The organism is Neiella marina, from assembly GCF_002165625.1.
Taxonomy (GTDB): Bacteria; Pseudomonadota; Gammaproteobacteria; order Enterobacterales; family Neiellaceae; genus Neiella; species Neiella marina.
The window spans coordinates 171348-193865 of sequence record NZ_NGNS01000005.1 but is presented as its reverse complement, the minus strand read 5'-3'; the positions used below and the strand labels follow the sequence as shown (position 1 = coordinate 193865).

Here is a 22518-nt window from a genome sequence, read left to right as displayed (position 1 = left end):
ATCATCGGGGCTTGATTTCAAGCCCCGAGCAACAGAGGTTTTACTATGCCTTTTCGTAAACCCCTTAGTCTGGCCCTGCTCAGCTCAATGACACTGGCGTTCAGCGCCACGGCAATCGATAACAGCTTGGAAAAACAAGAGGCTATCGATAAAAGCGCTGCCGCCAGCCAGACTCGTATTGACTCCATGGTCGATCAAACTGCCAGCGATTTGCAGAGCTATCGCATTGCTTCTCAGCGTCTGGAAAGTTTGACCATCTACAACCAACAGATGGCTAAGCTGATTGATTCACAACAACAGGAAATTGGCAGCATTAGTGGCCAGATTGCCGAAATCGATAATATCGAAACCGGAGCGCTACCACTGATGCTAAAAATGACCGAAACCCTGGGCCAACTGCTCGAAGCTGATGTGCCATTTCTCACTGACGAACGTCAGGAGCGGCTGGAGAATTTGCGCGCCTTGATTGACCGTGCGGATGTTACCGCTGGCGAAAAGTACCGTCGCATCATGGAGGCTTACCAAGTCGAAATGGAGTATGGCCGAACCATCGAAGCCTATCGTGGTGTGCTGGTTAAATCAGGTGAACCCAAGACCGTCGACTTCCTTCGCTTAGGCCGTGTTGGCTTGTATTACCAAACTCTCGATGGCAACGAAAGCGGTCGCTGGAACAGCGCACTGGAGACTTGGGAGTTACTCGATAGTAGCTACCGCACCAGTGTCCGTGATGGCTTGCGAATGGCTCGTAAGCAAACCCCACCGGAACTACTCACTCTACCTGTTAACAGCCCTGCCAGCTAAGGAGTCATGTCGTGAAATTATTCTCTCTTAACGGCGCAAAAGTCAGTCTATTAGCGCTGTGTCTAGGCTTTACTGGCATAAGCCAAGCGGATTCGCTGAAAGATTTGTACTTACAAGTCAGCAAAGACGTCAGTGCCGAAGCGGCACACAACAGCGAACGCGAACAAAAATTTAAAGCCGCAGCCAGCGAGCAAAAAGCCATGCTGGCAAAAGTACAAGCTGAGCTAGCCGCACAGGAAAAGCTGCGCGAAGAAATGCAGCTGACGTTCGATCAAAACGAAACCAAACTATCTGAGCTGAGTACCCAGCTTGACCGCCGTACCGGTAACCTCGGTGAGTTGTTTGGTGTGTTTCGGCAGATGGCTGGCGACACCGAGAAGTTATTGTTCGATTCACTCATCAGCATCGAATATCCCGAGCGCAAAGCCACTATCGAAGCGCTGGCTGCGACTAAGGAAGTACCTACCATTGAGCAGATGCAGCAACTGTGGGCGATGATGCTGCAAGAAGTTTCCGAGTCTGCTGGCGTCACCCGCTTTACTACCGAGGTCATCAAACCCAGTGGCGAGTCCTACGATGCCGAAGTAACTCGAGTGGGTACTTTTAACATTATCAGCGATGACAAGTACCTCAATTTTTCTTCTGATACCCAACAACTGGTTGAGCTCGCTCGCCAACCTGCCAGCGCCTTGCGCAGCACAGCGGCAGAACTGACAGCGACTTCTGGTGGCGGTTCAGTGGGCTTTGCCATGGATCCATCGCGCGGTGCCCTGCTTGGGTTGTTGGTGCAATCGCCAAGCCTCATTGAACGGGTCCAACAAGGTAAGTCAGTTGGTTACGCCATTATCGCGGTGGGTATATTTGGTTTGCTAGTGGTGCTGGAGCGGATGCTGAAATTGGCTGCTATTTCCAAGCGCATGCGCAAGCAGCTCAAGAGCATGGACCATCCTTCTGATGACAACCCACTTGGCCGCATGTTACTGGCCTACTACGAAAACAAGCACCTGCAAGATCTCGACGTGATCGGTAAGAAGCTTGAAGAAGTGGTCTTCAAAGATTTGGCTGAATTCCGCAAAGGCTTAGCAACGGTCAAAGTCCTCGCTGCCATCGCGCCATTGATGGGCCTATTGGGTACGGTAACCGGCATGATCGGTACCTTCCAGGCCATTACTTTGTTCGGTACTGGCGATCCGAAACTAATGGCTGGCGGTATCTCTCAAGCGTTGATCACAACGGTAGAAGGTTTGTGTGTTGCCATTCCTCTGCTATTGGCCAGCACTATTTTGAGCAGTCGCGCACAACAGCTGAGCAAAGAAGTGGGCGAGCAAGCAACTGGCATGGTGGCCCAAAAAGCCGTCGAAATTGCCAGCGCCAAAGCATAACAACAGGAGTGCCGGGATGGATATCAACGCATATTTATTCGACTTCCTTAACACCGGCGGCAAGGTGCTGTGGGCCATTCTAGCGGTGACCATCTGGCTGTGGTTTTTGATCTTCGAGCGTTACTGGTTTTTCCTCAAGGAGTATCGACCACGCCTGAGTAGCAACCTCAGCGTCTGGCAACAACGGGATGACAAGTCGTCATGGATTGCTGTTCAGCATCGCAAACAACTGCTTTCGGAGTTGGATTGCTTGATGGTTCGTAACTTGAAGTTGATTGTCGGCCTAATTGCCCTGCTGCCCATGCTCGGCTTACTCGGCACAGTGACCGGCATGATTCAGGTATTCGAAGTGATGGCGTTCTTGGGCTCGGGCAACCCCCGAGCAATGGCCAACGGGGTTAGCGCAGCCACCATACCGACGATGGCGGGCATGGTGATTTCGCTACTGGCTATTCCGTTTGCAACCGAACTGGACCGTCGTTACCGCCGCGAGAAACGCGAAGCGGCATCGGCCATGCCAACTTACAGCTAGTTAAGCCAATACCTAACAAACACAGCGTTTAGGCGCCAGCGGTGGCTTGCCACCGCGCTCACCAAGAGGTGAAAGAGTATGAACGACAATGCATTTTTTATGAATCAGGAAGAAGAGAGTCAAATTGACTTAACGCCGATGTTGGACGTGGTGTTCATCATGCTGATCTTCTTCATTGTGACATCCACCTTCGTCAAAGAATCAGGTGTTGATGTGACCAGACCCGAGGCCGATACCGCCGTGGTGACCGAGTCCAACAGCATCCAGATTGGTATTACTTCTGCCAATCAGGTGTTCATGGACAAACGCCAAATCGACAAACGAGCGATTCGCGCCAATGTTGAAAAATCACTGGCAGAAAACCCTGGCGCCGCAGTCATTATTGTTGCCGATCAGGATTCCAATACCAGCACCCTGATTGAAGTGATGGATCAGGCGCGACTGGCCGGGGCAACCTCGGTATCGGTGGCTTCGGAGGATAAATAGATGGTGGTTAAGTACCTAGCAAGTCTGGTTGCTGCCACTGTCTTTGGTTTGGTGGTCTTTGTCGGCATGCAGCTGCTGATCGCCAACGATGGTTTGTTCGAAAAGCCCGATCGCAGCAATACCTACCTGAACTTCGTTCGGGTTGATCCGGCCAACGATGATGTCAATACCAAAGACCGCCGTTTACCTGATCCACCACCGCCACCGGAGACTCCGCCCGATGCGCCGGACATGAGCCAGCAGTTCAGTAACGTTAATGCTGATCTGAGCATGAACATGCCGAAAATTGGCGTGCCGATGAACAAAGGCTCTGGTGCTTTCCTCGGCTCACTACAAGCCGGCGATGGCATGGCTGGGTTCGACACCGACGTCATTCCCATCGTACGAGTACCGCCAGCGTACCCAAAAGCAGCCAAGTCGGCCAAGCTCGAAGGCAGCGTCACCATGGCGGTGACAATTCGTCCTGATGGCACGGTAGCAGATGTTGAAGTGTTGGAAGAAAACCCACCTCGACTCTTTACCAAAGCGGCCATTCGAGCCATGAAACGGTGGAAATTCAGGCCGAAAATTGTCAATGGCAAACCGACTGCCCAACGGGCACGGCAAACCATTGAATTTAAATTAGGAAAGTAATTGATAGCCCTGGCGACAGGGCTCATCAGCGAAACTAGGACAACAGGATGATGGTTCGAACTCAACTACATCACGTGATCAAACGAGCAACCCGGCAACTTGCTGCACCATTGATGTTAGCAGGCATGGTAACCGCGGCGCCAGCTTGGGCTGGCGCTAATTCGGTTAGCCCCGGTACATACAAAGAGCTCACTGCGATCCAAGAGCAAATTGGCAATAACCAAGTCGATGCTGCCCATCAGGCCTTGTTAGCGTTACATACAGAAGTCACCGCCGACTCACTGGATGAAGCGCTGGTATTGCAAATGCTCGGTTACACCGAAATGTCGCGCAATAACTACCCTGAAGCGGTCGATTACCTGCGCCGTTCGTTGGCACTTGAGAAACTGCCAGAGAAAGTGAAGTACAACGTGGGTTACATGGTCGCCCAGCTTTATGCCGCGCAAGAAAAATTCGATGAAGCGTTAACCTTTGCTGCTGACTGGTTCAAAACGCTAGAACAACCAACGCCAGATCAATACATCTTTATGGCCAATATCTTTGCTCAAACTGGTAACTACAAAGATGCCATTCCGTATGTTGAGCAAGCGATCGCAAAGGCGCCGAAAGTAAAAGAAAGCTGGTATCAGCTATTGATCGCCAGCCACTTCGAACTCAAACAATATCAAGCCGCCGCCAAAGCATTAAGCGATGCCATTGCCAACTGGCCGGATAAAGCCAGTTATTGGGAACAGCTAGCCAGCGTCTATGTGGTGCTGGGCAATGAGCGCCGGGCCTTGGCGACATTACAATTGGCTTGGAAACAACAAGTATTGAGTAAAGAAACCTCAGTCAAATCGATGATCCAACTGGCAATTTCTCGTGGCATTCCTGAACACGGCGCTCGTTTGCTCGAAAGTGCTATCGACAAAGAGGTACTGCCTGCCGATGAGGACTACCTCGACTTGCTAGCAAACGCCTGGGTCGCCGCGCGCGAGCAAGAGCCCGCAATCGCCGCTTTTGAACTGCTCGCCAAAGCCAGCAACAAGGGTGACCCATTTATGCAAATAGCCAATCTGCATATTGAAAAAGCCGAATGGCTGCAGGCCGAATCAGCGCTTAACCGAGCATTGGATTACAAGGTCGATGAACCGGGCAAAGCCTGGTTGTTGCTGGGCATCACCTTAACTGAACAGAAAAAGTTTGGCCCTGGAATGGACGCATTCAGAAAAGCACGGGCGTTCAAAGATTCGGCACGACAAGCCAAAAGTTGGCTCAAGTATGCCGGTGACTTACAGCGCCAACACAACTGGATTACGCGCAATCAAGGGGCCTCCGAAACGGATGCCTCATAACAGTAAAATACAAATAAAAAATAATTTAGTTGCCCGGGCAAGATACCGCACTGGGCTAACAGATTGGCTGAGAGAACAATTATATGAAGATGTTATCGTGCAAAACGCCGATGCGTTTAAGCCTATGCGCAATTGCCGCCGCCGCTTTGACCGCCTGTGGTCAGCAACCCTCGACCACTGAAGCGCCAATTCAGGACGCTCAACCACAGCCGATTGAAGTCAAATTCGTTGTCGTCACCATGTTTGAGATTGGCGAGGATAGCGGCGATCAGGCTGGCGAGTTCCAATTATGGAAAGAGCGGCAGCAGCTCGACACTCGATTTGAGTTCAAGCATTCCTATCATGATTTATTCATGAATGAAGAAACCGGCGTGCTTGGTATGGTCACTGGTATTGGCACCTCTCATTCGGCAGGTGCAGCCATGGCGTTAGGATTAGATCCACGGTTTGACTTATCGAAAGCGTATTGGCTTGTTGCTGGTATTGCAGGCATCGATCCGGCTGATGCATCAATTGGTTCGGCGGCATGGGCTGATTATTTGGTCGATGGCGATCTCGCCCATGAAATCGATGCCCGAGAAATCCCCGAAGGATGGAACACTGGTTATTTCGCGCGCCACACTAAAATGCCCAATGATCCCAACAAGCCGACTCCTAAAGGCGAAGTGTTCCAAGTCAACGGCGGCTTGACCGAATGGGCCTACCAACTCACCAAAGATATGGAACTACCTGACTTTGATGGTTTGGAAGCAACCCGTTCGCTTTACACCGATCACCCAAACGCGCAACGAAAGCCTTTTGTTCTTAAAGGCGATCAACTTGCCGGTATGACTTTCTGGCACGGTGAACTATTGAACCAATGGGCCAATGACTGGGTTGACTATTGGAGTGATGGTAATGGTGAGTTTGTTACTTCGGCAATGGAAGATACCGGCACTTTCATGTCACTTAGCTTTCTCCATAACATTGGTAAGGTTGATAAAAATCGCGTCATGGTGTTGCGCACCGGTAGTAACTACACCATGCCACCACCCGGTGTCACTGCAGTCGACAACCTACTGATGGAAAATGAAGGTTATGCTGGCTTGGATGCCTCATTAGAATCCGCTTATCTAGTTGGTACCAAGGTGATGGAAACCATTCTCGCCGACTGGAACACCTATGCTGATGAAATTCCACATGCCACGGCCATGCCAGAGGCAGCGCAATAACCATGGTCGCAGCAACTGACAAGTCAGTGTTCTGTTGGCTCAACACCGCAGCGATTGAGCATTCCAGTGGACCGTTGGCCGGTTTACGGCTGGGGGTAAAGGATTTATTCGATATTGCTGGCGTCACCACTGCAGCGGGAAATCCGGACTGGGCCAACAGCCACCCCACGCCGTCGCATACATCGAGTGTTGTCGAGGAGCTAATCGAAGCTGGTAGTGTGTTGATTGGCAAGACTCAAACAGATGAATTGGCCTATAGCCTTAACGGCCAAAATCATCACTTTGGCACGCCATTAAATCCAGCTGCCAACGATCGATTACCCGGTGGCTCAAGCTCTGGTTCTGCAGTAGCAACAGCGGCAGGCGACATCGACATTGGCTTGGGAACGGATACCGGCGGCTCGATTCGAGTACCGGCCAGTTATAACGGATTGTTCGGCATTCGCACCAGTCAGGGCTTAGTCAGTGCCGACCATATGGTGCCGCTAGCGCCCCGCTTCGATACCGTCGGTTGGTTATGCCGCGATGCGGCAACCATGTATCAAGTTGGCCAAGTACTTTTACCTAACGCCCATCATTACGATAGCAATCCAGTTCGAGTCGCAGTGCTTGAGCCCTACATTGACGGCCAAACACTTTGGCGCTCGGAGCATCAACAAGCGCTTGATTCCTTGCCGCAACTGAAAGCCAATCAGCATCTGTTGCTGGAGGGCGATTGGTTGACTGGCGCCAGTGAGTGCTTTCGAGTATTGCAAGGCCGAGACATATGGCGTACCCATGGAGCTTGGGTGACCGCCACTAAGCCAAAATTTGGTGCCGATATTGAAGCCCGTTTTCAATGGGCAGCCGGTCTCACCGAGGATCAACAGCAACAGGCCGAAACACGATTGCGGGCCTACACCACTGTCATTCACGATTGGTTTCATCACAGCGATGTATTAGTTCTTCCGACAACGCCAGGTGCTGCGCCACGCCTGGATGCCAGTGACGAACAACTAGCGCGCTATCGCAATCAACTAATGGGGCTAACCGCTATTGCTGGCTTAGCCGGATTGCCACAAATACAGCTACCAGTGCTAACACTTGAAGGAGCACCCGCCGGGCTATCTCTGATCGCCAGAAGCGGCATGGATCTGGCGCTATTAGCACTGGTCAAAGATTTATTCCCGATTACTCAAACCAACAACAATAACGAAGGAGGCAAGTATGGCCCATGACATTGCCTTTACCGCGCCCCACAGCGGCGCAGCCGAGATCGGCCTGCAAGTACTCAAGGACGGTGGTAATGCCGTCGACGCCATGGTGGCAGCGGCAGCTGCCATCTCCGTGCTATACCCCCACATGAACAGCCTCGCTGGGGATGGCTTTTGGTTGATCCAAAAGCCTGGAGAACAGCCGCGTGCCATTGATGCCAGCGGCTGCAGTGCCAAGCTGGCTACCATTGACTGGTACCAAAAACGTAATTACAGCTCGATTCCTGGGCGCGGTGGCCCAGCTGCACTAACCATTGGCGGTACTCTTGATGGCTGGCGGCTAGCGCGACAAATCATCGCCGAAAGCGACCCGGTAAAACCGCTTAAAGAGCTACTGGCACCAGCAGCTAAGCTCGCTCGCGACGGTATCCGAGTGACCGATAGTTTGGCCGCAGCAAGTCGCAAAGTGGAATCCGACATGGCCGCTCAGCTGGATTACAAAAAGCTGTTTATGCCACTTAAACAGCCTTTGATTAGCGGCCAACAATTCACTAATTCAGCACTAGCCGAAACACTCGAGAAAATCGCGGCCGACGGCACCGATACTTTCTACCGCGGTGAACTCGCCGCACATATTGCTGGCGCCCTAGAACAACAAGGCAGCCCGATCCGATATCAAGATCTGGCAGACTATCGTGCTAAAGAGGTGACGCCCTTAGCAACGACCATCCGTCATGGCACTTTGTATAATCTGCCCGCTCCTTCCCAAGGTTTGGCGTCATTACTTATTTTGGCCATTTACGATGCTATTTATGATCCAGAGTGGAACACCAGCAAACGCATTCATGGTTTGTTAGAAGCCACTAAACGGGCTTTTCTGGTGCGTGATGCGGAAGTGACTGATCCGAGCCGTGTTAGTGATGGATGGCCTGAGCTATTGAGCAAAACACACATTGATCGATTGGCCGCTGATATCGACCAACTCGCCATGCCATGGCCCCACGTCGCAGAGCCGGGTGATACGGTATGGATGGGCTGTACTGATGCCAACGGCACCATGGTGAGCTTTATTCAAAGTGTCTACTGGGAATTTGGCTCTGGCGTAGTGATCCCTGGCACAGGCTTGGTGTGGAATAATCGCGGCGCCAGCTTTAGCCTCGATAGCAATGACGTCAATGCCCTTGGACCAAAACTTAAGCCATTTCATACCCTCAACCCGGCAATGGCAGAACTCCTTGATGGCCGACGGATAAGCTACGGCACCATGGGCGGTGAAGGCCAACCACAAACTCAAGCAACACTGCTTAGTCGCTATTTGTATGACGACTTCGCCATCGCTGACGCCATTGCCGAACCTCGCTGGCTACTGGGCCGTACTTGGGGCGATACCGATCATGACCTGAAAATGGAACAAAGCCTTTACGATCAGCAAGCAGCCAAGCTGACCCAAGTGGGTCATGAAATTCGACCAGTGCCAGATTGCAATGAATTAATGGGCCATGCAGGTGCCATTGTCCGTCACCCCGATGGCGAACTTGAAGCAGCATCGGATCCCCGCAGTGACGGCGCAGGACTAACCGCTAGCAGTATGGGAGCGAATTAATGGAGGCCAATCTATCGCAACTGATCACTGATTGGTTACCTCTTGCTGCTGCCATGATCGCAACGGGTGTGGTTGCTGGCGTATTAGCCGGTTTGCTCGGCGTCGGTGGCGGCATTGTCATCGTACCGGTGTTCTACTTTGTGTTGCAATCTACCGGCGTACCGCAAGCTAGCGCGATGCTGGTCGCAACGGCGACCTCGTTGCTGGTGATCATTCCCACCAGCCTGTCGTCGATTCGCGCTCATCACAAACGCGGCAATGTTGATTGGGCGTTGGTCAAACGGTGGGCACCATGGATGATTATTGGCGTCATTGGCGGCAGCCAAACGGCGCTGCTGATTGACGGTGTAATGGTCAGTGGCGTATTTGGTGTGATTGCTATTTTGGTTGCTCTGAACATGCTGTTTCGGGCCAAATCACCGCCACTGGCACAACAACTACCAGCACCTGCCGGTCAGGGCGTGATGGCTGGTTCAATTGGCTTTTTTTCCGTAATGATCGGTATTGGCGGTGGAACGTTGGGAGTACCCACCCTAACCTCCTGCAACTATCCCTCGCATCGAGCCGTCGGCACCGCTGCGGTGTTTGGCTTACTGATTAGCTTACCAGGAGCAATCACTATGCTGTTGGCGCAAACGCCCAGTGACGCCCCCGCCGGTATGTTGGGGTTAGTCAATTTGCCGGGTGCCATAGCCATTATTCCCTTAACCGTATTGCTTGCTCCTGTTGGTGCTTGGCTTGGCAGTAAGCTCGATGCGGTCGTTCTGAAGAAATTGTTTGCTGTATTTTTATGTGTCAGCGGCGGTCGCATGCTGATACAAGTGCTTGGAGCTTAATATGTCTGATCCGTTTGCAGTGGCAGAGCATTTGCTGCAACCCTTTTCGCCACCGCCACGTTTGTTGATGGGGCCTGGACCAATAACCGTCGATCCTCGTGTACTGCGGGCAATGTCGGCGCAACTCGTCGGCCAATATGATCCCGCCATGACCGAGTGCATGAATGACACCATGGCGCTGTATCGTGGTGTGTTTCAAACCAACAACCAATGGACCTTGTTAGTCGATGGCACCTCAAGAGCCGGCATTGAAGCGGTGCTGGTGTCGTTGTTAGAGCCAGGCGAAAAAGTACTGGTGCCAATCTTTGGCCGCTTCGGTCATCTGCTGTGTGAGATTGCCGAACGCTGCGGTGCCGAAGTTCATCGTATTGAAACAGAATGGGGCCAAGTGTTTAGCCCCGAGCAAATCGAACAAGCAATCAAGCAGGTTCAACCTAAGGTATTAGCTGTGGTTCAGGGCGATACGTCGACCACCATGTTGCAACCGCTCGAAGAACTGGGAGCAATTTGCCAACGCCACGGCGTGTTGTTGTATTCCGATGCCACCGCATCGATTGGCGGCAATCCATTTAAAACCGATGAATGGCAGCTCGACGCGGTGTCTGTGGGCCTACAAAAGTGCCTATGCGGGCCATCAGGTAGCGCGCCGGTAACGCTGAGTGAGCAAGCCGTTGCAGTGATCAATAAACGCAAGCATATCGAGGCGGGCATCCGAGCGTCTCACCATGTTGATGGCTCTGGTCAGCGCATCCGCTCCAACTATTTTGACCTTGGCATGATCATGGATTACTGGGGTGAAGAGCGCCTCAATCACCACACTGAAGCGACCACTATGCTCTATGGTGCACGTGAGTGCGCGCGAATTCTGCTTGCCGAAGGGATCGACAACGCCATTGCTCGCCACCAGTTACATGGTAATGCCATGGCAGCGGGCGTTGCTGCCCTGAACTTAAAACTATTCGGCGATCAGCGTCATAAGATGACCAACGTGGTCGGTGTGTATATTCCGCCGGGTATTGAAGGTGAAGCCGTGCGCCATTCCATGCTGCATGACTTTGGCGTTGAAATTGGCACCTCATTTGGCCCTTTGCACGGCAAAATATGGCGTATTGGCACCATGGGCTATAACGCTCGTAAAGATGCCGTAATGCAAACTCTAGTGGCATTGGAAGCAGTGTTGCTCAAGCATGGCCATGGGCTCTCCGCCGGTGCTGGCGCAGCCGCTGCCCTAGAGGTGTATCAGGGAGAGAGCTAATGACGTTGACCCAATTGAGTTCCGAATCTAGTCCCGCAAGCAACCTCGAACCACTTGCCGCTCAAGTGATGGACTGGTGCGATCAGCTCGCTACCCTGAGCGCTATGCCTGACGGTATTCATCGGTTTTATCTGACCCCAGAGCACCAAGCCTGCAACAAACAAGTGGCAATCTGGATGCGGCAAGCATCGATGCAAACCCATATCGATGCCGCCGGTAACCTGATTGGTCGCTACGCCAGTGATGATCCGCAAGCGAAAACACTCATCATCGGCTCTCATCTCGACACTATCCCTAATGCTGGCCGCTATGATGGCATTCTTGGCGTGCTACTGCCGATCGCCATCATTGGCCAACTGGCGCGTTCAAACACCAAACTGCCATTTCACATTGATGTCATCGGCTTTGGCGATGAAGAAGGCATTCGATTTGGTGCAACTTTGCTTGGCAGTCGAGCGGTTGCAGGCACTTGGCAACCAGCGTGGTGGCAGTTACAAGACAGTGACGGCATCAAACTCAATCAAGCATTTGAGCACTTTGGCCTCAGTCCAACAGACGTTGGCCAAGCCGCTTATGATGCTGAGCAGCTACTGGCCTATTTGGAAGTTCATATTGAGCAAGGGCCGGTATTAGAACAACAAGATTTGGCGGTGGGCATCGTTTCCGCCATCGCCGGTGCGCGCCGGTTTCAAATCAATATCCAAGGTCACGCCGGACACGCCGGTACAGTGCCAATGACCATGCGCCAAGATGCCCTACTCGGAGCCAGTGAAGCCATTTTGCTGATCGAGCATACGGCAAAAGAATTTGGTGTCGTCGCCACCGTCGGCCAGATTGAATGTGGGCCTGGCGCTGTTAATGTTATTCCCGGCAATGTCACCTTTTCATTGGACATTCGCAGTGTCGATGACGGTGTTCGTGATGCCGCGGTGACAAAGCTGCAACAGCGCATATCGACCCTATGTGAACAACGCCAACTAACTAACCAGTGGCGCCAAATCCATCAAGCGCCAGCGGTCAAATGCGCGCCTTGGCTCATCGACTTGCAACGCCAAACGATGGCATCACTGCATCAGCCGACTTTAGAATTAATGAGTGGAGCCGGCCATGATGCCATGGCGTTAGCCGACATTACCGACATTGCCATGTACTTTGTTCGTTGCAAAGGCGGCATCAGTCACCATCCTGCTGAATCGGTGACTCACGCTGATGTTGCAGCAGCCCTCGTGGCATTGCAAGCGACCATTGTAACGCTAGGCCAAGCAGTGCCTGCAGCACATTTGGAGAGTTAATATGGAACGGCAGCCAATCACATTTCGGCTCATCACCATGGTTGTTTTTGTTGCCGCAGGATTGGTCAATGCGGCCTTTGCGCAAGACAAGGCTGATCGTCAAATCCAGTTGCGTATTTTGGCCACCACAGACATTCATATGCACTTGGTCGACTACGACTACTATCGTGATGAACAAAGCGTCAGTATTGGCTTCTCGCGAGTGGCTACCCTGATACAGCAAGCTCGGGCAGAAGTAACCAATTCGGTATTGGTCGACAATGGCGATCTGATCCAAGGTGCGCCACTGGGTGATTACGTTGCCTACGAGCACGGTTTGCCAGCACATAGCGTCCATCCAGCATTTCGAATCATGAACAAGCTGGGCTATGACGCGGCTAATTTGGGCAACCACGAGTTTAATTTTGGCCTACCGTTTTTGCAGCAGAGCTTGCGCGGCGCCAACTTCCCCTACGTCTCAGCCAATGTCTACATTGATGATGGCGACGATGATCCATCAAACGACCAGCACTACATTCAACCTTATGTGATTGTTGCAACCGAACTGAGCGCAAATGACGGCAAGCAATACCCAATCAACATCGGTTACATCGGCTTTACCCCGCCGCAAATCACCTTTTGGGACATGGACCATTTAAAGGGTAACGTCATTGCCAAAGATATCGTCGACACTGCCCGTTTGCTGGTACCCGAAATGAAAGCAAAAGGCGCCGATCTGGTGATTGCTATTCCCCATAGCGGCCTCTATGACACCCCGCGCCGTGGTATGGATGAAAATGCCAGTTATCACTTAGCACAAGTGGATGGCATCGATGCCATTTTATTTGGTCACTCTCATCGAGTCTTTCCTGGCGATCCAGAAATCGCATCCTATCAAGGCGTTGATAGCGAGATGGGCACAGTGTTTGGCATTCCTGCAGTGATGCCCGGTTTTTGGGGTAGTCATTTGGGACTGGTCGATTTAACCCTCACAGAGCAAGATGGCCGCTGGCAGCGAACAGCGGCAAAGACCAGCGTTCGCGCCATCGCGACTCGAGTGGATGGTCAATTCAAACCATTGGTTGAAGCCGATCCGAGCATCAATGCGTTGGTGATGCCGGAGCACCAAGCAACACTCAACTACATGCGCCAGAAAGTTGGCCAGACACCCGTGCGGATACACAGTTACTTTGCCCTTGCAGCCGATGATCCTTCGGTTCAGTTGGTCAATAATGCGCAACGTTGGTATGCCCGCAAAGCGGTTCGTGGCACTGAATATCATGAATTGCCGATACTATCCGCCGCTGCGCCGTTTAAAAGTGGCGGCCGTGCGGGACCGGATTATTACACCGATATTGCCGCTGGCGATATTGCCCTGATCCATCTAAAGGACTTGTATGTCTACCCTAATGACCTCAAAGTCGTGCAATTAACTGGCGCACAAGTCGTGCAATGGCTGGAGCGTTCAGCGGGTCAGTTCAATCAAATCGATCCAGCGGTTAAAACGCCGCAAGAGCTCATAAACCGAGCTTTTCCAAGTTATAACTTTGATGTCATTGACGGCATCGAGTATCAAATTGATTTGACCCAACCCAGCCGTTTTGATCCCGAGGGCGCATTGCTCAACCCCGAAGCACAACGGATTCGCAATGTTCGTTTTAACGGTCAACCACTCGACTTAACTCAATCGTTTTTAGTGGTCACCAACAACTATCGAGCAGGCGGTGGCGGCCAATTTCCCAATATGGACGGCTCGAAAACAGTGATCCATGCGCCGGATAAAAATCGCGCCGTCGTTGCCCAATACCTAGCTTCTGCCGATTTTGATCCGACCATCGATCAAAATTGGCAGTTCAGCGATAACCTTGGTGATGCCACCGTGCTATTCCAAACCGCCCCCATCGCCCACCAACTAGCACCGGCGAATCTGTTGCCTTACCAACCACCAGCGCAGGACGGTCAGCAGCAACAGGCCCAATTCATGTTACGGATTAATCCCTAGCCCCAGCGGGCAGCTCACGCCGCCCGCTCTATCTTTCGCTACTAGGCGTTGCTGTTGCCAGCAAAATTGGCCTCAATGCGCTGTTGCAGATAGTCGGCGGCACTAATGGCCGGATACTTGTGACCAGGTCCTTGAATCACCACGTCCTGATTGGCCTGACAGAAAAATGCGATGGAATAACGTGGCCCCTGATATTCCCCTGCTTTTGGCATTCGCACCCGGTGCAATGTTGATTTCAACTGATCATCACTCCAGCGCATCAACATATCGCCAATGTTGCAAGTGACCATGCCGGTCTGAGGAACCACTGGCGTCCACTGATTCGAGGCCGCCTCCTTACCCGGACAAACCTGTAAACCATGCTGACCGGTGCGCTGAAACAACAAGGTCAGGCAATCAAAATCAGTATGAGCACCAGCTCGCCAATTGTTTTCATCAACGGCCACATCACCTTGGGTGGCGTAGTAGTGCAGCAGTCGCAGGGTTGATTGATAGCTTTGCTGGTCAGGTTGGTGGGCATTGGCAAAGAAATCAGCATCAAAACCCAACTTATCGGCAAAGCACGACAGCACCTGTATACCGAGACGCCAACAGCTTGCCTCAAAGGCCAACATATCAGCCTCAAATGAGGGTAATGATTGGCTTGGCCACAAGTTAGTCATTCTCGGCCGGGTGATTTGGTAGGACTCTTTCTGATCGGCAGTTCCCGTCGATGGCCGGACTTGCGCCATCGATTCCCAGCCGGCGTTGGTTCCTGGCCGCAACGGCATTTGTTGTTTTATTTCCGGCGCCAAGGCGAAAAAGCCCTCTGCGTCGCTAAAAGCTTGTTCTATTCGAGTTACATCAATGCCGTGGTTAGTGAGCTGAAAAAATCCACAGTCTGTCGCAGCAAGCCAAAGCTGCTCAGTGATCTCAGCTTTGCGCTGGCTAAAATCCGACAGGTCAATGACCGGAATGCTGCGCTGCTGGTTTTCTTCTCCCATCGCACCAAGCGTTGATTCCAATTGCAGCTCTTGCATTGGCGCTGCAGCCTTGGAGTTGTCGGTTATCGTGCTGTTGGTTGTCATTTTATTTGATGTCATTTTATTTGATGTCATAGCTCTCTCCGCTAATACCAATAAGGTTGCTATTGGTATTCGTTTTGAAAGATCCATTTCCTGATCTTGCAAACGGAGCAATGACCCGACGCCGTAACGATCGCCTGACTGCTTCTACCCCAATCTAATGTGTGCCTAACGGCTTTTAATCACACGCAAAATCTATGCTCATTTGTTATCGCTGCTATCACCTGATGTTGTTTAGGGCCAGCTACCACAGCAGCCGATACCACTGATGTGTAATGACGCAAGCGCACTGAAATAGCGCTTAAAATGTTGTCTTTTGGGTCAACAATACATCATTTATGCCGCTATTTAGCTGGCTTCTGATTTGCATTGTCGATGACAACAGTATTTGTCGATGTCATCGAGTTAGGAGTGTTACAGTGCGAACCTCGCAATTGATCAGACTCAGTAAAATCTGCCTCGTCGCAGCAGTATCTGCTTTCGCTTGGTTAGTGGCCTACAACAATATCGTTGATTACGGCTCAAACTTTGCCTTTGTCCAACATGTACTGACGATGGATACCACCTTCGATGGTAACCAGCTGACTAGCCGCGCCATCCATAATCCAGTTGTTCATCATCTCGCCTATGGTGTAATCATTAGTGTCGAAGCCACAGTAGGGCTGTTGTGTTTGCTAGGCGCGGTTGCTTTGTGGCGCCAGATCGATGGCAGCGAGGCTCAATTTTGTGCTGCCAAGGGACTGGCCACTATGGGCTTAGTACTGGGAATCTTATTGTGGTTTAGCGGCTTTATGACGGTCGGAGCCGAGTGGTTTCTAATGTGGCAATCGCAGATTTGGAATGGTCAGCAACCGGCATTTCGCTTCATCATGGTGTTATTCGGCTGCTTGCTGTTTTTGCATCAGCGCGAGCCTGAGCTAACACGCTGATGCCAGTTTAGTTAGCTCAATGTCGCCGGTTCGACGCGTTTTGATTCGTCAATCGGAATAACCAGCTCCAGAATTGCCGCCACTAAGGTGCCGCCAGCAACCGGAAAGCCCAACAACATCACCAGCGTTTGTGGCAGCCCCGGCACAGCCGATGGCACTAAACTAAAGGCAAAACCGCTAACAGTGGCCAGTGCAACAATTTGCCAAGAGCGGGTAGGAAATGGCGATCCGCGGATAATCCGAATACCGGATAAACCCACCAGGCCAAACATCAAGCCAGTGGCGCCATATAGCAAGCCAGCCGGCATGGTTTGGAACAAGCCACCAAATACAGGAAAGCACCCCATCACAATCAACAGCCCAGCGATGACTTTACCAATATGGCGACTCGCCACGCCGGTCAGTTGAATCACCCCATTGTTTTGACTGAAGGTTGTGTTGGGAAAGGTATTAAATACCGACGCTAACAAAGAATTAAAGCCATCTCCGAGTACGCCATTCTTGATCCGGCGCCAGTAGTAAGGCCCTCGGATCGGCTGCCCTGACAAACTTGAGGTGGCGGTTAAGTCGCCGACCGACTCAGTTGCCGTGACTAAATAAATTGGCAGTAAAGTAAAGAAAATGGCCCAGTCAAAACCAATCGGAAACTGCAACGGCTGCGGATAGAAATAGTCCGGTAGCTGGCTGAAGATTGAAAAATCGACCAGTCCAAGCGCTAATGCCACCAAGTAGCAAAGACCTAGTCCTAGGCTGATTGAACTAAGGCGCAGCCAAGGACTCTTGCGGGTAGCAAACCAGCTGATCAGAACAATCACTGCAACAGCTAAAGCCACTTGCAAGGCGCCTGATTCACCACTGTTGTTACTCTGATGGTAGGCGCGTTCTAAGTTTTGGCCGGTTTTCATCACCAAGGTGATGCCCAGTAATATCACCGCAGTGCCAGCAACGGTCGATGTGATCACGCGTCGCAGTGACTGCAGAAACTGACTCAGGATCATGACAACGATGGCACCGGCGCCAGCAGACCCGAAAATAATGCCAAGCAACTCGGCATTTGACACCGTACCGCGCAGCTCTGATGACGCAAAGATCAACGGCCCGATAAATGAAAAACTGGTGCCTTGAATCGCTAACAGTCCCGAGCCTATGGGCCCAATCGGTCGAACCTGAATCAAGGTCGCAATGCCCGACACCACCAGCGAGCAGCTAATCATGTAGCTGGTCTCAGCGGCAGACAGCCCCATGCCTTTGGCAATAATTAGCGGTGCGGTAATGATGCTAACGAAGATCGCTAACAGGTGTTGCAGCGCCGCCAGCGATTTTCGCGGCCAGGGAGGATTATCATCCAAACCATAGATAATTCGAGAGCCAGTCGCTTGCCCTGTTCCTTTGCCCTCTGATGGGGTTAGAAAACGAAACATCACCTTCTCCATTTCGTTATTGTTATTGTCGTCATGCTAACGACAAGCAAAAAAAGAGCCGGTTACGAATAACCGGCTCTGATTTACTGTGGCTAGAATTTATAGCCAAAGGTTGCGGAGAAGGTTCGCCCTTCTGAAGGTTTCACTACCACAGAGTCAAACAAGTCCGCCGAGGTGTAGTAGTCCTCATCGAGCAGGTTGTTGACGCTTAGCAGTAACTCATAGCTATCGGTGATGTAGCCAACCGATGATGTCCATACCGAGTAACTTGGCAATTCAACCGTTTTGAAAATGTCAGTGTAGGTACTATCGACCCAACTAAAACCGAGACTACCAGTCACCCGGCCATCGCCAAGCTCTTGAACATAGTTGGCGTAAAGACTAGCAGTATTATCCGGTAAGCCGCCACGATCCACTTCAGCACCAGTACCAAGGAATGTTGAGCGCGAACCGGCAAAACGGCCGCCGTAGACTTCCCAAGGCTCCATGCCGTTTTGGATCGCAAAGTCAGCACCGTTAAGCACTGCTAATGCACCATCACTCACTTCGGTTGTGTCAATATGGGTTGCGGTGGCCGTCACCGACCAGTTGTCGGTGACTACTGCACGCGCTTCAAACTCCACACCATCCGAGTAGACAGCCACTAGCGCGGCGGTTTGGCCATCACGATAGGTTTTTTCCTGATCGAAGTACGCCACGGCAGTATACAAACGACCATCAAAACCAGAATACTTGAGGCCCGCTTCAAACAACTCGGACTCCTGCAGCCATTCGCCATTATCAACGGTTGCAGCAATCACACCGCCTAACTGGTTGGTACTGAGTGAATTGGACTCGGCATAGGTCACGTAAGGGACTAGGCCAAAATCAGAGTTGTAAGACAAACTGATGTTATAGCTGACGGTGCTGTCCGTATCGGATTTGACATCGGCTTTGTTATCGCCGTCGGCATCAACAATCAGAGCGCCGAGCAGGTCACGAGCTTCTTCATACGCCTCGATGTCGTAGTAGTCATAACGGGCACCAACCAACAAGCTAAACTGCCCCATGGTGATATCCGATAAGAAGAACACACCACTGTTGATGTTTTCCGAGACTTGCTCTTCGTTGAAGTTACGACGCAAGGTACCATCTTCAAGATATGGATCAGAGACAGCCCAATCGAAGCGGTCATCAGGTGTCGGCCCTACAGTCAAATCACGGGTATCAAAGGTTTCATCGTACCAAGCGTGATTCAAATCCAAATCATCTTTGCGGACGCTGAAGCCAACAATATTTTCAGTACTTGCGCCACCCAACTCATATTCAAAGGTTAAGCTAGAACGCAATTCATAGACCTTGGCATCAGGATAATCGGCGGTAAAGCCCCAACTCTGAAACTTCTCATGATCCATATAGTCCATGAAAAATTGGTTCTTCCAGGTCATGCCATTGTCAAATTCAGTGATGAAATCGAGATACAGGGTCAGTACATCGGAGTCGGCATAGTCAATGGTATCGATGAAGATAGTCTCATGGTCAATCTTGGCCGTACCAACCGTATCTTCTTGCAGCGCATAGGCAGGACCAAAACAGGTCAGCGGCATACCGTTGTAGCTAAACTCGGCGCCATCGCCGGGAATACACCAAGTATTGACACTAGAAAATGATGCGTTCGGCGCACCGTTAGTGACACCATCGAGAATGAATCCAGATTCCTGCGGTAACAACCGGTCAGCGCCAATCGGATTATCGCTGTTACGCACTGGTGGCGCACCGGTGATATAAATACCGTGGTCGATCAAGTCCTGGGTAACCCGGTTCCAACCCGGAACCTGAATGTGATCCGAACTTTGCCACTGGAAACCGAATTCCATCACCGTGCTATCGGATACGTCATAATCAACAGCAACCTGGACCATCTTGCTGGTTGGCGAATAGATGTCATAGAACGAGTCCGACTTCTCATACTCAGCAAAGGCATAGATGCCGCCCTGACGACCAGCCAGAGAAAATGGCATGCCACCTTCGGCCGAGATGATTTTCTGATCGTAACTACCAACGGTGACATCAACCCGCCCTGTAGCGCTTTCAATGTACTTGGCGGTATCACTTTTGGCTGATTTAGGAATGTAGTTTAACTGGCCGCCAACACTACCGGTGCCATAAAGCGGTGATACTGGACCGCGAAGAATTTCCAGCTTGCTGGCACCACGAATATTGGTCTTAAAGGCACCGGGGTTCTCAATACGGCGGAAACCACGGAAGAAGTTATCTGCCGGTTCGCCACGCAAATCCATTGCCCCTTGAATACCAAAGAATGAACTGGTGAATGCACCTGGGGTCATTCGCACCAAGTCATCAACACTGCGCAAACCATAGTTTTTAGCTAGCTCAGCAGTGACCTCTGAAACCGAACGAGGCGTTTCCAACAGCGGCTTGCTAAAACCAAATGCCCCTTCGGAAGGTTCTGTTGGTAGCACCGAAAAATCATCATTGACGTCTTCAACAACATAATCATCAAGCTGTGCGACATCTTCTTTGTCTTGCGCCAACGACGCCACAGGCAGCAACGCAAGGCCAAATAAAGCCGACTTAATCGCCGTAGCTAACTGATTCTTTGGATAGTTATTCATTCGCAGTCCCCTAGTTTTATAAAACTCTCCAAAGCGGGTTGAGCAAGTCCTGTGCCTAAAAATCGAACGAACAACCAGATTTACTTTAAATCACGCACTAAACCGCAACAACAAACCTGTTCAACCGGTCAATTTATTAAATGAAAATAATTTTTGTTGTCACCTTTTGTTAACATTTGGTGCGTCCCCCCAATAGCTGGGCCTTTTTAAAGGGCAAATGAACCACTCCTTGCTAAGCAAAGACGACAGAGGCCTGCTCTGAACACTCACAAAACCAAACAAGCTGTCCGCTTAGACAGCTTTTAATGAGCCAGTACAAAACCAACATTCCGGCAAAGGAGTTGTTCGGCCCGCATTTTGCTCAAGCAATCAGTAAAGGAAGTATTTATCGAACATCGGAGTAACTCGGCGTGCAAGCTATCTTTATAGACAACATTCAGTATCTAATTGACGGCAGTGGCAACTCAGCTGCAACCTCGCCTGCTGGTTATGGCATGCGCATTGTTAACGGCCACATTGAGTCCGTTGGCGCAAGCGTGTTGCCACAACCCGGCGATCAACATATTGATGCCTCTGGCCTGGTGATCTATCCGGGGTGGGTAAACACCCACCACCATTTGTTTCAGTCGGTACTCAAAGGGCTCGCCGTTGGTATCAATGAGCGCTTGTTTGGCTGGCTTAATCAGGTGACGTTTCCGCGCGTTGATCGAGTAACTGAGCAAACGCTGCGGGCTGGCGTTCGCCTTGGGCTTGCTGAATTACTACTCAGCGGCACCACGACCTGCGCTGATCATCACTATATCTATCACCGTGCGCTTGATCCGGTAATGGCCGATCTCTTATTCGATGAAGCAGAGCAGTTAGGCATGCGACTGGTACTCTGCCGCGGGGGCCAACTGCAGCAACAAGTCAATCGCGACTACCCAAGCCGGACTCAACCGGAAACCATGGTTCAGTACCAAAACGACATTAAGCGCTTAACCCAGCTGTATCATCAAAGCAGTGGCGATGCGATGCGCCGCATTGTTGTCGCGCCCAATACGCCGACTTTTTCAATGACACCGAACGAATTGAAGTCGCTTGCTGATTTTGCTCGCGGTTTGGGTCTGCGAATGCACTCGCACTTATCGGAAACAGAAAACTATGTTGAATTTTGCCAACAAACCCATGGTTGTTTACCGGTTGAGTTTGTTAACCAACATGGTTGGCTCGGTGATGATGTTTGGTTTGCTCACATGGTTCACGTCACTGAGCAGGAATTCGAATTACTTGGCGCGACTCAAACAGGAATTGCCCACTGCCCTGCTTCCAATGGCCGACTTGGCAGCGGCATTGCGCCCATTTGGCAAATGCAGCAAGCCGGAGCAAACATATCCGTTGGTGTTGACGGAGCGGCATCAAATGAACAAGCCAGCATGTTGGCTGAGTTGAGATTAGCGTGGTTAATACAGCGCGCCGCGACTCGGCGCCCCGATCACATCACAGTCGAACAAGTGGTTCGCTGGGGCAGTGCCGGGGGAGCGAAGGTGTTGGGACTGGACCAAGTTGGACAACTCAAACCTGGGATGGCTGCCGACTTAACCATGTATCGACTCGATCATGTCGCCCACTTAGGTCTCCATGAACCGATCTACGGCCCGATTATTAGCGGCCAAGCGACACCCGCTATGGTGATGTGTCAGGGCAATGTGGTGGTAAAAGACGGTGAAATACCCAACTTGGATATGCAATCGCTAACTGAGAGTGTCAGACAAGCAACACAACACTTAGCTTAATTGATCAACCATTTACCGCCTTCCCAAACAACTTCCGCACGGAAATCATCGACCAAAATCAAACATTGTTAACAATAAACAACTTTTTAAATCTGTAAACTACAAAGCCCTGATTCGGTTCGGGGGTTTCGCTTTTATCTTCGTTGTTGTTGTCGCATTCCATGGTTAATCAAAT

18 protein-coding genes are annotated in these 22518 nt (G+C 51.3%); 15 read left to right on the top strand and 3 right to left on the bottom strand.

All coding sequences use genetic code 11. From position 1 onward, the window contains the following. Nucleotides 1–45 precede the first annotated feature (45 nt). From CBE68_RS06770 to CBE68_RS06710, 13 genes are all read left to right on the top strand, one after another. Nucleotides 46–801 carry a DUF3450 domain-containing protein gene (locus CBE68_RS06770; protein ID WP_087505302.1) on the top strand — a complete coding sequence of 252 codons (756 nt, stop codon included), beginning with the start codon at nt 46–48 and terminating at the stop codon, nt 799–801. Between the two features lie 11 nt (nt 802–812). Continuing rightward, nucleotides 813–2183, top strand: coding sequence for a MotA/TolQ/ExbB proton channel family protein (locus tag CBE68_RS06765; protein ID WP_087505301.1), 1371 nt, complete (start codon nt 813–815; stop codon nt 2181–2183). 16 nt (nt 2184–2199) lie between these two features. After that, nucleotides 2200–2715: a MotA/TolQ/ExbB proton channel family protein gene (locus tag CBE68_RS06760; protein WP_087505300.1), complete on the top strand. Its 516-nt coding sequence runs from the start codon at nt 2200–2202 to the stop codon at nt 2713–2715. A gap of 78 nt (nt 2716–2793) precedes the next feature. After that, on the top strand, nt 2794–3201 hold the full coding sequence (locus tag CBE68_RS06755; protein WP_087505299.1) for an ExbD/TolR family protein: 408 nt from the start codon (nt 2794–2796) through the stop codon (nt 3199–3201). Then, the gene (locus tag CBE68_RS06750; RefSeq protein WP_087505298.1) at nt 3202–3834 is read left to right on the top strand and encodes an energy transducer TonB; all 633 of its coding nucleotides are present in this window, start codon (nt 3202–3204) and stop codon (nt 3832–3834) included. Between the two features lie 47 nt (nt 3835–3881). Then, entirely contained in the window at nt 3882–5168 is a 1287-nt protein-coding gene (locus tag CBE68_RS06745; RefSeq protein WP_229744666.1) for a tetratricopeptide repeat protein, read from the top strand. Between the two features lie 83 nt (nt 5169–5251). Further along, nucleotides 5252–6379: a purine nucleoside permease gene (locus CBE68_RS06740; RefSeq protein ID WP_087505297.1), complete on the top strand. Its 1128-nt coding sequence runs from the start codon at nt 5252–5254 to the stop codon at nt 6377–6379. A 2-nt stretch (nt 6380–6381) separates the two neighbouring features. Continuing rightward, nucleotides 6382–7596: an amidase gene (locus CBE68_RS06735; RefSeq protein ID WP_087505296.1), complete on the top strand. Its 1215-nt coding sequence runs from the start codon at nt 6382–6384 to the stop codon at nt 7594–7596. Continuing rightward, on the top strand, nt 7586–9175 hold the full coding sequence (locus CBE68_RS06730; RefSeq protein WP_087505295.1) for a gamma-glutamyltransferase family protein: 1590 nt from the start codon (nt 7586–7588) through the stop codon (nt 9173–9175). Before CBE68_RS06735 ends, CBE68_RS06730 begins: the two co-directional genes overlap by 11 nt. Next, the gene (locus tag CBE68_RS06725; RefSeq protein WP_087505294.1) at nt 9175–10011 is read left to right on the top strand and encodes a sulfite exporter TauE/SafE family protein; all 837 of its coding nucleotides are present in this window, start codon (nt 9175–9177) and stop codon (nt 10009–10011) included. Before CBE68_RS06730 ends, CBE68_RS06725 begins: the two co-directional genes overlap by 1 nt. 1 nt (nt 10012) lies before the next feature. Beyond that, the gene (locus CBE68_RS06720; protein WP_087505293.1) at nt 10013–11266 is read left to right on the top strand and encodes a pyridoxal-phosphate-dependent aminotransferase family protein; all 1254 of its coding nucleotides are present in this window, start codon (nt 10013–10015) and stop codon (nt 11264–11266) included. Further along, complete coding sequence (locus tag CBE68_RS06715) at nt 11266–12558, top strand: allantoate amidohydrolase (protein ID WP_087505292.1); 1293 nt, start codon at nt 11266–11268, stop codon at nt 12556–12558. The genes CBE68_RS06720 and CBE68_RS06715 overlap by 1 nt, the downstream gene beginning before the upstream one ends. A 1-nt stretch (nt 12559) precedes the next feature. Continuing rightward, nucleotides 12560–14539 carry a bifunctional 2',3'-cyclic-nucleotide 2'-phosphodiesterase/3'-nucleotidase gene (locus CBE68_RS06710; RefSeq protein ID WP_229744667.1) on the top strand — a complete coding sequence of 660 codons (1980 nt, stop codon included), beginning with the start codon at nt 12560–12562 and terminating at the stop codon, nt 14537–14539. A 41-nt stretch (nt 14540–14580) separates the two neighbouring features. Here CBE68_RS06710 and CBE68_RS06705 read toward each other — a convergent pair whose 3' ends face one another. Next, the gene (locus CBE68_RS06705; protein WP_229744668.1) at nt 14581–15636 is read right to left on the bottom strand and encodes an isopenicillin N synthase family dioxygenase; all 1056 of its coding nucleotides are present in this window, start codon (nt 15634–15636) and stop codon (nt 14581–14583) included. A 386-nt stretch (nt 15637–16022) separates the two neighbouring features. On the opposite strand from CBE68_RS06705, the gene CBE68_RS06700 reads away from it, so the two are divergent. Then, entirely contained in the window at nt 16023–16532 is a 510-nt protein-coding gene (locus CBE68_RS06700) for a DUF2165 family protein (RefSeq protein ID WP_229744669.1), read from the top strand. Between the two features lie 11 nt (nt 16533–16543). Here the strand turns inward: CBE68_RS06700 and CBE68_RS06695 are convergent, their stop codons facing one another. Then, nucleotides 16544–17953: a uracil-xanthine permease family protein gene (locus CBE68_RS06695; RefSeq protein ID WP_158100516.1), complete on the bottom strand. Its 1410-nt coding sequence runs from the start codon at nt 17951–17953 to the stop codon at nt 16544–16546. A 92-nt stretch (nt 17954–18045) separates the two neighbouring features. Then, a complete protein-coding gene (locus CBE68_RS06690) occupies nt 18046–20568 on the bottom strand; it encodes a TonB-dependent siderophore receptor (protein WP_087505289.1) in 2523 nt (840 codons plus the stop codon). Nucleotides 20569–20978: 410 nt separating this feature from the next. Here CBE68_RS06690 and CBE68_RS06685 point away from each other — a divergent pair, with 410 nt between their 5' ends. Continuing rightward, complete coding sequence (locus tag CBE68_RS06685; protein ID WP_087505288.1) at nt 20979–22343, top strand: amidohydrolase family protein; 1365 nt, start codon at nt 20979–20981, stop codon at nt 22341–22343. The last annotated feature ends 175 nt before the right edge of the window (nt 22344–22518 follow it).